This is a genomic window from Acidovorax sp. NN32, assembly GCF_057597245.1.
In genome coordinates, this window is sequence record NZ_CP199679.1 from 4,486,844 (window position 1) to 4,499,719 (window position 12,876).

A 12,876-nucleotide genomic window follows, 5' to 3' on the forward strand; every position below is an offset into this window, starting at 1 on the left:
CCAAGCCCCCCCAGTTTCTATCGTTTCTTAACAAGGAGTTCATCATGACAACCTGGCAAATCGTTCGTTTGGTCGCAGGCACCTTCATTCTGCTTTCTCTGGCGTTGGGCATTCCCGGCAGCCCTGTTTTTGCCAGCCAGTGGTGGCTGGCCTTCACGGCGTTTGTGGGCGCGAACCTGCTGCAGAGCGGGCTCACCAAGTGGTGCCTGATGGAGACCATCTTGCGCAAGCTGGGCGTGCGCCCAGGCTGCTGAGGAGGACCACGCCATGCGCAAACTCCTCCTGACCGCTGCCTTGCTGGCCTGCGGCATGGGTGCAGCCCAGGCGGCAGATTTGCACGAGGCTTGGCTGGCCGCACGGCAGCAACACCCGGACATGGCAGCAGCGACGGCCACACGCGCCGCAGGCGAGGCCCGCCGCGTGCAGGCTAGCCGCTTGTGGAACCCCTCTGTGACGGCCCAGGCTGCGGCAGGCGCGATGGGCTCACAGACCTCCGCCCAGGGGGCCGCGTTTTCCATGCCAGGGACACCACAGACCTCTGGGGTGGGTTTTGACACCTCGGTCCGCAGCGGCCCGGGTACACGCTGGGGTGTGGAGGCGCGCATGCCGCTGTACAACCCCGAGCGCAGCGCACAGGGGCGCCAGCTGCTGCTGTCCGCCGATCTGGCAGAACTGCAGGCCGCCTCGGTGCAGCAACAGCTGATGCTGCGAACGGCCCAGCAATACTTCTCGGCCGTGCTGGCGCAGCAGCAGCGCGCGTTGCTACTGCGCCAGCAGGAGGCAACCGATCAGGCTCTCAAAGAGGCGCAGGACCGCTTTGCATTGGGGGACTCGCCGATCACGGATGTGCGCGAAGCCGAGGCGCGCGCGCAGGCCAACGCTGCACTGGTGCAAGCAGCCGATGTTGAGATGCAGATTGCGCGCCAGGCTCTGGCCCAGACCACAGGCTGGAGTCCTGCGCAACTGCCCCCCCTGCACCTGCCAGCCTCGTCGGGCAAAGAAACCACCGCCTTGCGCGATGGCAAACCCCTCGCACCCCTGCCTCACTGGCTGAATCTCGCCGCGCAGGACAACCTCCAGGTGCGCACCCAGGCGCAGGCCCTCGCACTGGCCGGGCAAGAGGCAACCAAGGCGGCGCGTTTTGCCAGCACCAAGGTGGACCTGGTGGCCCAGGCCGGTGGCGACCACCTGTCAGGATCAGGCCGGTGGGGCTCTGCCAGTAACTCCGCACGCCAGTACATGGTGGGTGTGCAGATCCAGGTGCCGCTGTACACCGGTGGCCAACTTGATGCGCGCCATCAGGAACTGCTGCGCCTTCAAGACAAGGCCCAGGCCGACCTCGACAGCGCCCGGCTTGCCGTCGCCCAGCAGGTACGCACCAGTTGGCTGCACCTGCAGGCCGGGACCGCCCGGACCCAAGCCCTGGAGTCGGCGCTCAGGGCGGCCCAGGTTCGGCTGCAGGCGACCCAACTGGGTCGCCAGGTGGGCGACCGCACCACACTGGATTTGCTGCAGGCACACAATGACGCCATGCAGTCGCAATCCAACCTGCTGGGGCACCAGACCCGCATGGCGCAAGAACGCCTGCAGCTGATGGCGTTGGCGGGCCAACTGGATGAGGCCGCGTTGCAAGCGGCCACCGACACAGCGCACATGCTGGCCCCGCCCACACCTTGAACACCTCCAACCATGCCCTCATCCCACACCCTCACCCCGCCAGCGCCATGAACCCCCACCCCGCCCCCTCGCTTCCCCTGGTCGTCGATGTCCGTTCGCCCGGCGAATTCGCAGCAGGCCATGTGGCTGGCTCCATCAACCTGCCGCTGGACAGCCTGGCCCAGCAAGCCGATGCAGCGCTGCCGCACCGCGACCAACCGATGGTGCTTTGCTGCCTTTCGGGCGCTCGCTCGGGCATGGCAGTCCAGTGGTTGCGCACGCAAGGCTATAGCCAGGTGTCCAATGGCGGCGGTGTGAGCAGCGTGGCCCTGCAGCTGGGCCGCCCCATCGAACGCGACTGATGGGATCACGCGCTTGCCACCGCCACACTCGGAGCATTGTGTCCATCGAACCTGCAACAGGAGACCCCCGTGAAGCCCCAGATAGAAGCCTTCTTTGACGACGCGACCTGGACCGTGAGCTACGTGGTGTTTGACGAACCCGGGGGCCACTGCGCACTGGTGGATTCGGTGCTGGACTACGACGCAAAATCAGGCCGCACCCGCACGCATTCTGCGGATCGCCTGGTAGCTTTCGTCCAGAGCAAGGGGTTGACCGTGCAATGGATTCTGGAAACCCATGCCCATGCCGACCACCTGTCCGCCGCGCACTACCTTCGCAGCAAGCTGGGAGGAAAAATCGCCATCGGAGCCGCCATCACCCAGGTGCAAGAGGTGTTCAAAGCCATCTTCCACCTGGAGCCAGAGTTCCACCCGGATGGCAGTCAGTTCGACCACCTGCTGCACGACGAAGAAGTGTTTTCTATTGGCCAGCTCGAAGCCAAGGCGCTGGCCGTGCCGGGCCACACCCCTGCGTGCATGGCGTACCAGATTGCAGACGCCGTGTTGGTGGGCGACACCCTGTTCATGCCCGACGTTGGCACCGCGCGCTGCGACTTCCCGGGTGGCAATGCGCACACGCTGTACCAGTCGGTGCGCAAGCTGCTCAGCCTGCCCGCACAGACCCGCCTTTTCATGTGCCACGACTACCCCCCCGCGGAGCGCACCCCGGCCTGGCAGACCACGGTCGCCGATCAGCGCGCCCACAACATCCATGTGCACGACGGCATGACCGAAGCGGCATTCGTCGAACTGCGCACCCGGCGCGATGCAACGCTGGACATGCCCGTTCTCATCCTGCCGTCGGTGCAGGTCAACATCAGGGCCGGGGCGATGCCCCCGGCAGAAGACAACGGCATGACCTATCTCAAGATTCCCGTGAACGCGCTGTGACACGCTATCCACGAGCCCCCTCAGAAGATCCCGGAGATTTCCATGAGCAACGAACAAGTCACCGTTGAGCTGGTCCAGCAAAAGGACTACCGCTTTGACATCCATTTTGGCGGCACCGTCCCCCGCCTGATCGGCGATGAACCCGCCCCGTTGGGCTCGGGCAAGGGCCCATCGCCGGTGCAGCTGCTTTGCGCAGCGGTGGGCAACTGCCTGAGTGACTCCCTGCTGTTTGCGCTGCGCAAATTCAAACAGTCACCGGAGCCCTTGCGCGCCACCGTGGTGGCCCAGGTGGGCCGCAACCCAGAGGGACGCCTGCGTGTGCTGCGCATGGACGCCACCTTGCAACTGGGCGTACCTGCCACACAACTGGAACACCTGGACCGCGTGCTGGGCCAGTTCGAAAGCTATTGCACGGTAACCCAGAGCGTGGGGCAGGGCATTCCCATCGTGCTGAAAGTGCTGGACGCCAACAACGCCGTCCTCAAATGACACCACGGCATATCCACCGTCACACCGTACTAAAGGAAACACCCGATGAAAACAGCCCACGATCTCGTGGCTGCGGCGAAAGCCCAGGTCCATGAAGTCCCCATCGACCAAGCCGATGAAGCCATCCGACTGGCCGATGTGCTCATCGACGTGCGTGAGGCCGATGAGTACCAGGCCGGACACATACCCGGTGCCATCCACGCCTCGCGCGGCGTGCTGGAGTTCAAGCTCAGCAGCACGCCTGCACTCACCTCGCGCGATCTGAAGGTGGTGCTGTACTGCAAGACCAGCGGGAGGGCCGCCTTGGCAGCCTGCGCCATGCGCGACATGGGCTACCTGCAGGTGCAGTCCATCGCAGGCGGCTTTGACGCCTGGGCTGCGGCGGGCAAACCCGTGGCGTCTCCCGAGCCACCGTCTTTCGACTGATCCGGTAGTGCATCAGCCATGCGCCACCTCCTGTGCAAGAAAGGTCCCGCCCCCGGGGCCCATGCGTAACCCAAAGGAATTGTCATGAACGTCAACGTTGGAACCATTGATCGCGTGCTGCGCATCGTGGCAGGCTTGGTGCTGATTGCCTTGGCCGCCACCAACACTGTGGGATGGTGGGGCTGGTTGGGCGTTGTCCCCTTGGCCACCGGCCTGTTCCGCTTCTGCCCCGCCTACACACTGCTGGGCATCAACACCTGCCCCTTGAAAAAGTAGCCCGACGCGGCAAACGCTGCGCGTGCGGTTCAGGCATTTCCCGTACGTGCAGCACTGAGCACTTGTCTACGTTCTAGCCGGAGATCGTGAACAGACGCTTCGACAATTTGGCCCCACACATCTCAAGCCGGACCACCACCTGCGCACAACAGGCTGCCGAAGGGCTGACGCCCCGTGCAAGGTCACCTGCACCGCCACCGGCGGATGGTCTGCATCGCCCAGGCTCTGACTGACGCGGAGCAGTTCGACAGCTCCACGCTTTCCCGGCGTCGCAGGCCCGGGCACCAGAGTTTCTCCCCGTGAAACCCAGTGGGTGGAATACGCCCATGGGCCTCCAATCCCTGCATACCCCCTCCCTGCGAAGCGCTTCTTGGCGCAGCAGATCAATTGTTTCCAATACTGGAACAGTTAGTTTGCGACTGGATAGTTTTTCTCTGAACAGCACCGGCGTACAGTTCAATCCATCGATGAGCCGAACCCGCAAGGCGACTCACCGAACCCGGTTTGAAGTAGTTTTTAGCATCCGCTTTTGGCGCTTTGTTCCGGCTTTTTTTGAGACGCTTTTATCCAAGGATTTGCACCATGAACACGACTGCCCGTTTCCTCTCTATCGCCGCTGTTGCTGCTTTCGCCTCTTTCGGCGTCCACGCTGACGAAGCCGATGGCTCGCAATTTGCGCTCCAGTTCGACACCAACCGCACCCGTGCTGAAGTGCAAGCGGAAGCCGCCACGGTGGCCCAGACCCGCAGCCAGGAACCCGCGGGCTCGCGCGTGGTGACATACACCTCCACGGCTGACCGCGCTGCAGTGCGTGCCCAGGCAGCTGAAGCCCTGCGCACCGGCAAGATTCCCCACGGCGAATTCAGCGCCATGTAATTGACGCAGTTGCGGGCCTTCCCATGGTGGCGGCACTTCGCGGGTGCTGCTGCCATGGGGAGTGTTTTCCTCACTGTCAGGCAAGCAAACTGGGCTCCCACTGGGAGCCCTTTTTGTTGCTACGCCTATGCCTCGGCAAGGAGCTGTCTCTCCCTGCGCGTTTTGCGTATTCGGCGCGGAGATCGAGGATGAAGGCGGTTCCCACGGGGCTTCCTTCTTTGCTCTAGCCCGCATCTCCGAATCGCAACGCTATTATTCTGGGTAATTAAAGTCGTAAACCCCTGCCCAGCATCCATGCGGCCTAGCGCCCTGCTCAGCCAAGTGGCTGTCAACCTAAAGTCGTAAACTCCTCCAAGAGCGCTGCAGCAATCACTCAAATGCGGTCCAAGAGCATCCGCTTGGAGGCAAATCCAAGTGAGGTGATGCCGAGAGAACTAGAGTAAGGTGCTGCGGCTATCCTCCAGCTTCTTCCTCAGGTCGCCATCCTTAAGCGCTGTATTGACCGCTGCATTCACCCTGTCAACGATAGCCTTCGGCGTACCGGCGGGAGCGGCTACGCCATACCAAGCGTTCATGTGCATACCCTTGATACCCGCTTCATCAAATGTGGGCAAGTTCGGGAAGAGCGAGAGGCGTGAACTGTCTGCGATGGCGATGGCCCGGACCTTTCCACCCTTGATGTAGGGCACGGCACCCGTGTCGAACATGTAGGTGAGCTGCCCACTCATGACGTCCACCATGGCTGGACCGCTGCCCTTGTAAGGCACATGGGTCACGTCGATCTTGGGGACGGATTTGAAGAGCTCGCCCGCCAAGTGCGCGGATGCTCCAACACCACCTGAGCCGTAGGACAAACTCCCCGGCTTGGCCTTGGCTGCGGCAATGATGTCTTGCGGCGTCTTGAAGGGCGACGCCTCCGGTACTACGAGAATGCTAGGAATGGCCGCGACGTACACCACCGGCGTGAAATCCTTTACAGGATCAAAACCCAGCTTGGCGTACAGATAAGGATTAGCCACATTCGTGGAGCTGGTTGCCAGATACAGCGTATGCCCGTCAGGCTGTGCACGCACGAACTGCTGTGTTCCGATGTTCCCTCCAGCTCCAGCCACGTTATCCACGTAGACTGATTTTCCTAGCTGGGTCGTAAGCGCTTGCGCGATGGACCGGCCTACCGCGTCGGCCGCACCGCCAGCAGGCCACGGCACGATCAGACGGACCGTCTTTTCAGGGTACGAGGACTGGGCTTGTGCGGTCCCTAGGATCGCCACGGTGGACAGGACGCCAGCGATGCAGTTGCAGAGTTTCTTGAGAAAGGTCATGTATGTCTCCAATTCTTTGACTTGGACCACGCAAAAGCGCAGCCTGGTGCTTGATCACTGTGCTTCTTCGAAAAGACGTAACAGTGCTCAGTATCTGAAGGAACTAGCCGTCATTCAACAGAGATACACCACTGTTAAAACAAAGGAATTTTTTGCTCTTGAATGATTAACGAGCGTTATTCCACCCAAAATTCGCGCCCGCCGATCAAAGGTCAAGAGCAACTACATACGCCTGACGGAAAGCAGACGGTCTTTCCAGAGTCAGCTCCCGACTCAATGCCGCATGAAGCGGTGCTCAAAAGTTCGCTTGACTTTGATCGCACTCACGTCTCGGCGTATGCAACGCTGTCACTCCACAAAGGAGCAATTCGCGCGCTTCAACGCCGCGTCGATCCACGTGTTGTCCTGCGTGCCGTCGCGGATTTCCGCCACCATCACGGCCTCAATCTCCTGCTTCTCGTGCGCGGCCGCCAGCAACTGTTCGGCCTGTTCGTAGGGCACGCACAGCAGGCCGTCGTCGTCCCCGATGACCAGGTCGCCGGGCTCGATGACCATGCCATCGATGGCGATGGGCACGTTGATCTCGCCAGGGCCGTCCTTGTAGGGGCCGCGGTGGGTGACGCCTGCGGCGAAGACAGGGAAGCTGTCCTTGCGCAGCACAGCGCTGTCGCGGATGGCGCCGTTAATGACGATGCCGGCAAAGCCCTTGAGCTTGGCCTCGCCGACCATGATCTCGCCAATGAGGGCGTTGGTGAGGTCGCCGCCAGCGTCCACCACAATCACGTCACCGGGCTGGGCGAGCTTCAAGGCCTTATGGATCAACAGGTTGTCGCCCGGCCTGGTCTTGATGGTGAGGGCGGGCCCGGCCATGGCCGTGCCGTCATGCATGGGGCGCAGGCGCGGGCCGCCGGCCGTCATCCGCGACATGCAGTCGCTGACGTTGGCCACGGGCACTTGCAGGAATTGCTGGGCCAACTCAAGGCTCACGGCGCGTTTGCGTTTCAGGATTTGGCATCCGATCATGGTGCGGTTCTCACTTAGTTGATTGAATGGTGATAGGTTGATGGCGCAAATGGTCAGTCGAGCGTGGTGCCCGAACTCTTGACGATGGGGGCCAGGCGCGCGCGGTCGCTGGCGTACAGCTTGGCCATGTCTTCCGGCGTGCCGGTGATGAGCTCGGCGCCGGAGTCCACGATCTTCTTGGTGGTGTCGGGTGCGTTCACCACCTTGTTGATGGCTTCGTTGAGCTGCTTGACGATGGCATCGGGTGTGCCGGCCGGGGCCATCACGCCCCACACGCTGGCCAGCTCTACGCCCTTGATGCCGGACTCGGTATAGGTTCGCACTTCGGGCAGCAGCTTGGAGCGGCGCGCTGAAGTCACAGCCACAGCGCGCACCTTGCCCGACTGAATATGCGACAGAAGCGTGGGGATCGAGCCCATGTACATGTCAAGGCGCCCCCCGAGTAAATCGGGCATCGCGCCAGCAACGCCGCGATATGGAATGTGCACAAACTTCACATTCGAACTCTTTTGCCAAGCCTCGCCGACGAGGTGAGCGATGGTGCCCGTGCCAGGCGTGGCAAAACTCAGGCGCCCGGGATCCTTCTTGGCGGCCTGCATGATGTCGTCCAGCGTCTTGTAGGGCGAGTCGGCATTCACCACCAGCACAGCCGCCCCGGCGGCAACCAGAGCCACGGGGCGCAGGTCCTTGTCGGGGTTGTAGGTGAGCTTGGAGTACAGCAGTGGGTTGAGCACCACGTTGTCGGTCTGCGCCATCACCAGGGTCAGACCGTCGGCGGGCGCCTTGGCCGTCTGGTCAAGCGCCAGGTTGCCGCCAGAACCAGGCTTGTTCTCCACCACGATGGTCCAGCCGTAGGCATCGGTGAGCTTCGTACCAACCAGGCGGGCAAGGCTGTCAGTGCCGCCGCCTGCGGGGAAAGGGACGAGGATCTTGATAGGCCTCTGCGGGTAGTTGCCCTGAGCGTGGGCCGGGCCAATTGCCGTGGCAGCGGCCAGGGCCAGCAGGCCACCAAGGGCGAGGGTGCGTCGATTCAAGGTCATTGCAGGTGTCTCCTTCAGGGTTATAGGCAAGGGGCGCGAGGTTGGTTAGGGGTGGTTGGTGAGCACGCGGTCGCCAAGCCAGGAGATGGCTTCGTCGGTGGTCGCGCCAGTGAACGGCTCTGCCACATGCGCCTGCGCGGTGGTGGCGAACAGCGATTCGACGGCGGGCAAGACGATCGGCGTCAGGCCGTGCCGGGCCATCTGCTGCTGGGCCTCGGCCACCTCGTTGCGGCGGCGCGCGGAGTGTGGGATGTGCGTGCGCACCATGGATTCCATCAGCGTGCGCAGCGGTGTCTTGTCGATGTCCTGCAGCACGGCATACAGCTGCTCGCGCAGGCCCATGGCCTGTGCGGTCACCAGACACTCCACGGCCAATGCCTCGGTGCCTTTGGTGTAGATGCTGCGCAGCAGCTTGAGCGAGGCGGCGTCGCCCGGCCGTTCGCCCACCACGCGGACGGAGCCGCCGAACGGCAAGAACAATTCCTGTACAAAACCGGCCTTGCCGCCGGCCACGAGCAGCGGCGTCTTCTTCCCACCCAGGTTGACGGCCCCGGTGATGGCCACGTCGACGAAGTGCACCGCCCTGCCCTGCACGCTGCGCTCGGCCAGCTCGGCGCATTCGCGCATCTCCTGCGGGTCGGCCGTGGTCATGTCCACGTACAGCGCGCCATCCTGTAGATGAGGCAGGCAGGCCTCGAACAGGCTGCGCGCCACAGTACCGAACACGGCACTCACCACCACGTCGGCGCCAGCCAGCCAGGCGCCAGGTGCGGTGTGAACTTGCGCACCGGCAGCCTGCACGGCATCCGCCACCGCAGCGTTGGGCTGCAGGTCGCACAGACCTACCAGGCTGTGCCCATGCTCCAGAAATGCTTGCATGTAGCAGGCACCGACCATTCCACCACCTAGTATTGCGAACTTCATAAAAGTACAAACTCAAAACATTTGTGGCAGTTTAGAAACCACAGTGACGATTGACTCATAGGGATTTCCCGTAAAACAACGCAAATTTGCACTTATTTTGTATTTTTTAGAGATCACCGCCGGATCCGGCACTGCCTGCACGGCTCACATAGAATCAGCACACCCCACCCCATCCACCTGGTGCAAAAACAGTGCAAAACGTGAAAGACAAGGCGTACGAGGTTCTGCGGCAGCGGCTCATTGGCGGGCACTACCGCCCGGGCGAGCAGCTCAAGGAAGAACCCATCGCCCGCGACCTGGGGCTGAGCCGCACGCCGGTGCGCAATGCGCTGCACCGCCTGGTGGAAGATGGCCTGGCCACCGATGGCTTGGGTCAGGGCATCCGCGTGTCGGAGTGGAGCGACTGGGATGTGGAGGAGACCTTCCAGCTGCGCATGCTGCTGGAGCCGTACGCTTCGTTCCTCGCGGCCACGCGCGGCGGTGAGGGGCTGGCCGATGAGTTGGAAGCCAGCAACCAGCGCATGGAGGCCGGCATTGCTGCCGGCCTCGAGGGCATTGCCGAGGTGCAGTCAGCCAACCGGGATTTTCACCACGCGCTGATCGAGGCGTCGGGCTCGCCGCGCCTCAAGACCATGCTGGCGACCATGATCGACATGCCGATCATCAAGCGCTCGTTCTACATCTACACACCGGAAGAGCTGGTGCAAAGCCTTCACCACCACCGCGACTTGGTGATCGCAGTGCGCGCCAGGGATGGGGAGCTGGCGCGCCATGTGATGCAACTGCACCTGCGGATGTCATATCACCGATTCATGAAACACCGGGGCGAATACCGCAAGGACTCATGACCACCGGATGTCGACCTGCAGTTAGTCGTACTGTCTGCTCCCCCACCCGTTCAATAAATGAGGCGCCCCCGGGCGTCGATCACACCGATCTCGACAAAGGCGCTGCCTGCGTTTGACTGGCTGAAGTTGACCCTAAAGCCGCCCATGTCCACCGGGCCCATGCGGCGCAGGGCCTCGGCCAGGGTCTGCGACCGAACCGCCCCTTGCACGCGACGCAGCCCTTCCACAGCCATGCGCGCGCTCAGATACCCCTCCAGATGGAATGCGGAGTACGTGGTCAGCTTCGGGTGTGCCTGGCGCATGGCGGTCTGGAACTCACGGTGCAACGGCATGGTGTTGCCCATCGGATTCGGGTAGGTCTGCGCGATGGCCACGCCCCGGGCCGCATCTTGACCCGCCACTGTGGAGAGCAGGCCGTGTGGCAGATAGGACAGCGCATAGATGTGGCCCCTAACGCCGGCCTTCCGAAGTGCGGCCACCGACTCTGCCATTCGGGGGGGTGAGCCGATGACCAATACCGCCTGCGAATCGCTGGCGGCGATGGTCCTGGCGAGTGAAGCAAGCGAATCCGGGTTGTCGGGCGCTTCATGAAGTTGGAGCACCAATGCACCGAGCTCGGCATGCGCTGCCTGCGCGCCCTTGACATCGGCCTCACCGGCTCTCAAGTCATGCACCAGCACCGCCATCCGCCGAACACCAACGACCGACGCCTGGACCAGGATCTTCTCGATCTGCTGGCGATCACTGGCACGGATATGGAACAGGCGCGGGTGGCCCGGCGAGCGAAAGGGTGTGGCACCCGGCAGGGCGTTCACCACCACCATGTCGCTGCGTTCAAGGAGTTGGTCTTCAAGCAGAGAACGAAGGGCGTTCAGCCCCAGAGGCGACAGCAGTGCCACCGCCCCCCGCGACTGCGCTTGCGAAAACTGCTTCGAAAATTCGGCTCTGTCGTAACGGTCGTCCAGCGTCAACAGGTCCATCTGGCGACCACCAACACCACCTTTCGCATTCGCCTCTGCAAGGTAGGCCAGCATGCCGGCGTTGAGGTCGCGCGCATCGTTGGCCGCCGGCCCGGTGAAGGGGCCGATGTGCGCCAGGGTGACGGACTGTGCGGCAGCGGCCAACGGAAGCCACATGGCAACCACCAGCAGCAAGATGGAATGCACCCGATGGATGTGCCTGAACATGCCCGTCCTCCTGTAGCAGGCTTACCAGCCCAGCGCCTTGGCACCCACCCAGATGCCGTGGAACCCCTCGTGAACCCGGTAGGGGAACTTCACCACCGCCACCGGTCCACGGTCCAGGTGCAGGGCATCCAGGATCACGAGGTCGGTACGGTTCTCCGCGCGGCGCCCCACCATGGCCAGGATCCAGCCATCCCCTTCGGGCGCATTGGGGCTCCGGGGAACAAAATGCGGTTCCTCGGGCGCGGAGTCGGGCCCCGCGTACCAGAAGTTCAGCTTGTTGGCCGCCTCGTCGAAATGCCCGACGCAGGTGAACGGCGGGCCTTTCGGGCCCCAGGGCAGCATCGGACCAATGGCTGGGTTGTTGGTACCGAACCAGAAGTGGCCGGTGCGCTTCATCGCGTAACGCGGGTCGATGGCGGGCATCTCGCCGATCTGGTTGATCAGCCGCTGGATCCGGAACTCGGCTGAGGGGCTGTCCAGGTCAAACGACCAGCGCTCGCCAAACGGCGGCTTCTCGTGGGCGTCGGGATCGCGAATGTCCGGAAACTGGCTGAGCCAGCCCGACTCGGTGATGAACTGGTCCAGATGCAGGGTTGTCCCCGACGCCGTCTGCTCCTCCCAGGCGTTGAAGGTGTGCGTTTGCATGGCCACCTTGGGGCAGGTGTACCAGCGGATGCCCTTGACGCCCTCCTTGCGCGGGATGATGGCGATGTGCGTTTGCAGGCTGCTGTCCCAGTGCCAGTAGGACTCGCCCTTCTTCACGCGCTCCCAGTCGCAGGTCATCGGGCAGATCACGAAGGCGATGTGGTTGCGCGAGACCAGACAGTCGTGAACCATGGAGCTGTAGGGCGCCTGGAACATTTCGTGGGACGTGATCTCGCCGTTCGGTGACAGCACATACAGCTCGATGTCGCGGATGGGCTGTCCTGGCGCGTTGTACGCGAAGGCAATGCACTCGCCCGTTTCCGGATCGAGCTTGGGGTGCGCGGTGAAGGTCCGCTGCAGCTTGCCACCGAAGTTGCGCTCGCCCAACGTCTCCAGCGTGTTCGGGTCCAGCTCGTACGGCAGGCCCGACTCCTTGAGCGCGTACAGCTTGCCGTGGTGCCACAGCACCGAGGTGTTGGCGGTGTTGTTGTCCTCACCAGCCACATCGGGCAAGTCGGTGAAGGGGTTGCGGTAGGCGCCGAACAGGGCGCGGCGCGCTTTGCGCTCCAGCTCGAGCTTGCGCGTGCGCACATAACGGGTCTTCAAGTCGGCGTGCCCGTTCTCGAAGCGCACCATGTGGACCATGCCGTCGCCGTTGAGGAAGATGTCCTTGCCCAGCAGCGGCGGGTAGGCGTGGTCGGCACTGTTGCGATAGAAGGCGCCATTGAGTTCGTTCGGGATCTGTCCCTCGACCTCCAGATCGTGCACCTCGCCCTCCACGCGCGAGGGCGCCGCGTAGCCGCGAAACACGATGTCGTCCGGGAACCGCAGACCTGTGGCCTTTGCAAAGGGAAGTGTCATGTCGTTCATGT

At 63.0% G+C, this 12,876-nt stretch carries 15 protein-coding genes; 9 read left to right on the forward strand and 6 right to left on the reverse strand.

Annotated elements, in window-relative coordinates; all coding sequences use genetic code 11:
• Window positions 1–44: 44 nt before the first annotated feature.
• The 8 genes from ACT89O_RS20595 to ACT89O_RS20630 all read left to right on the forward strand — a co-directional run bounded on the left by ACT89O_RS20595 (window position 45) and on the right by ACT89O_RS20630 (window position 5,015).
• Window positions 45–254 (forward strand): YgaP family membrane protein, encoded by a 210-nt coding sequence (locus tag ACT89O_RS20595; RefSeq protein WP_487257336.1) that lies wholly within the window; start codon window positions 45–47, stop codon window positions 252–254.
• Between the two features lie 13 nt (window positions 255–267).
• Window positions 268–1,677: a TolC family protein gene (locus ACT89O_RS20600; RefSeq protein ID WP_487261039.1), complete on the forward strand. Its 1,410-nt coding sequence runs from the start codon at window positions 268–270 to the stop codon at window positions 1,675–1,677.
• On the forward strand, window positions 1,674–2,018 hold the full coding sequence (locus ACT89O_RS20605) for a rhodanese-like domain-containing protein (protein ID WP_487261040.1): 345 nt from the start codon (window positions 1,674–1,676) through the stop codon (window positions 2,016–2,018). The genes ACT89O_RS20600 and ACT89O_RS20605 overlap by 4 nt, the downstream gene beginning before the upstream one ends.
• A gap of 69 nt (window positions 2,019–2,087) precedes the next feature.
• Window positions 2,088–2,948, forward strand: coding sequence for an MBL fold metallo-hydrolase (locus ACT89O_RS20610; RefSeq protein WP_487261041.1), 861 nt, complete (start codon window positions 2,088–2,090; stop codon window positions 2,946–2,948).
• 42 nt (window positions 2,949–2,990) lie between these two features.
• A complete protein-coding gene (locus tag ACT89O_RS20615; protein ID WP_487261042.1) occupies window positions 2,991–3,437 on the forward strand; it encodes an OsmC family protein in 447 nt (148 codons plus the stop codon).
• A 45-nt stretch (window positions 3,438–3,482) separates the two neighbouring features.
• Complete coding sequence (locus ACT89O_RS20620; RefSeq protein ID WP_228896146.1) at window positions 3,483–3,863, forward strand: rhodanese-like domain-containing protein; 381 nt, start codon at window positions 3,483–3,485, stop codon at window positions 3,861–3,863.
• Window positions 3,864–3,947: 84 nt separating this feature from the next.
• Window positions 3,948–4,139, forward strand: coding sequence for a YgaP family membrane protein (locus ACT89O_RS20625; RefSeq protein ID WP_121421177.1), 192 nt, complete (start codon window positions 3,948–3,950; stop codon window positions 4,137–4,139).
• A gap of 582 nt (window positions 4,140–4,721) precedes the next feature.
• The gene (locus tag ACT89O_RS20630) at window positions 4,722–5,015 is read left to right on the forward strand and encodes a hypothetical protein (protein WP_055396511.1); all 294 of its coding nucleotides are present in this window, start codon (window positions 4,722–4,724) and stop codon (window positions 5,013–5,015) included.
• A gap of 434 nt (window positions 5,016–5,449) precedes the next feature.
• Here the strand turns inward: ACT89O_RS20630 and ACT89O_RS20635 are convergent, their stop codons facing one another.
• From ACT89O_RS20635 to ACT89O_RS20650, 4 genes are all read right to left on the reverse strand, one after another.
• A complete protein-coding gene (locus tag ACT89O_RS20635; protein ID WP_487261043.1) occupies window positions 5,450–6,337 on the reverse strand; it encodes a Bug family tripartite tricarboxylate transporter substrate binding protein in 888 nt (295 codons plus the stop codon).
• Between the two features lie 348 nt (window positions 6,338–6,685).
• Window positions 6,686–7,360 carry an RraA family protein gene (locus tag ACT89O_RS20640; protein ID WP_487261044.1) on the reverse strand — a complete coding sequence of 225 codons (675 nt, stop codon included), beginning with the start codon at window positions 7,358–7,360 and terminating at the stop codon, window positions 6,686–6,688.
• Window positions 7,361–7,413: 53 nt separating this feature from the next.
• Complete coding sequence (locus ACT89O_RS20645; protein WP_487261045.1) at window positions 7,414–8,400, reverse strand: Bug family tripartite tricarboxylate transporter substrate binding protein; 987 nt, start codon at window positions 8,398–8,400, stop codon at window positions 7,414–7,416.
• A gap of 45 nt (window positions 8,401–8,445) precedes the next feature.
• The gene (locus ACT89O_RS20650; RefSeq protein ID WP_487261046.1) at window positions 8,446–9,324 is read right to left on the reverse strand and encodes an NAD(P)-dependent oxidoreductase; all 879 of its coding nucleotides are present in this window, start codon (window positions 9,322–9,324) and stop codon (window positions 8,446–8,448) included.
• Between the two features lie 191 nt (window positions 9,325–9,515).
• Here ACT89O_RS20650 and ACT89O_RS20655 point away from each other — a divergent pair, with 191 nt between their 5' ends.
• Window positions 9,516–10,172 carry a GntR family transcriptional regulator gene (locus ACT89O_RS20655; protein WP_487261047.1) on the forward strand — a complete coding sequence of 219 codons (657 nt, stop codon included), beginning with the start codon at window positions 9,516–9,518 and terminating at the stop codon, window positions 10,170–10,172.
• Window positions 10,173–10,222: 50 nt separating this feature from the next.
• Here ACT89O_RS20655 and ACT89O_RS20660 read toward each other — a convergent pair whose 3' ends face one another.
• A complete protein-coding gene (locus tag ACT89O_RS20660; protein ID WP_487261048.1) occupies window positions 10,223–11,359 on the reverse strand; it encodes an ABC transporter substrate-binding protein in 1,137 nt (378 codons plus the stop codon).
• A gap of 21 nt (window positions 11,360–11,380) precedes the next feature.
• Window positions 11,381–12,865, reverse strand: coding sequence for a carotenoid oxygenase family protein (locus ACT89O_RS20665; protein WP_487261049.1), 1,485 nt, complete (start codon window positions 12,863–12,865; stop codon window positions 11,381–11,383).
• Window positions 12,866–12,876: the final 11 nt, after the last annotated feature.

Coding starts and splice junctions, on each gene's coding strand:
- ACT89O_RS20595 (WP_487257336.1), top strand. CDS start 45: ATGACAACCTGGCAAATCGTTCGTTTGGTCGCAGGCACCTTCATTCTG.
- ACT89O_RS20600 (WP_487261039.1), top strand. CDS start 268: ATGCGCAAACTCCTCCTGACCGCTGCCTTGCTGGCCTGCGGCATGGGT.
- ACT89O_RS20615 (WP_487261042.1), top strand. CDS start 2,991: ATGAGCAACGAACAAGTCACCGTTGAGCTGGTCCAGCAAAAGGACTAC.
- ACT89O_RS20620 (WP_228896146.1), top strand. CDS start 3,483: ATGAAAACAGCCCACGATCTCGTGGCTGCGGCGAAAGCCCAGGTCCAT.
- ACT89O_RS20625 (WP_121421177.1), top strand. CDS start 3,948: ATGAACGTCAACGTTGGAACCATTGATCGCGTGCTGCGCATCGTGGCA.
- ACT89O_RS20630 (WP_055396511.1), top strand. CDS start 4,722: ATGAACACGACTGCCCGTTTCCTCTCTATCGCCGCTGTTGCTGCTTTC.
- ACT89O_RS20635 (WP_487261043.1), bottom strand. CDS start 6,337: ATGACCTTTCTCAAGAAACTCTGCAACTGCATCGCTGGCGTCCTGTCC.
- ACT89O_RS20640 (WP_487261044.1), bottom strand. CDS start 7,360: ATGATCGGATGCCAAATCCTGAAACGCAAACGCGCCGTGAGCCTTGAG.
- ACT89O_RS20645 (WP_487261045.1), bottom strand. CDS start 8,400: ATGACCTTGAATCGACGCACCCTCGCCCTTGGTGGCCTGCTGGCCCTG.
- ACT89O_RS20650 (WP_487261046.1), bottom strand. CDS start 9,324: ATGAAGTTCGCAATACTAGGTGGTGGAATGGTCGGTGCCTGCTACATG.
- ACT89O_RS20660 (WP_487261048.1), bottom strand. CDS start 11,359: ATGTTCAGGCACATCCATCGGGTGCATTCCATCTTGCTGCTGGTGGTT.
- ACT89O_RS20665 (WP_487261049.1), bottom strand. CDS start 12,865: ATGACACTTCCCTTTGCAAAGGCCACAGGTCTGCGGTTCCCGGACGAC.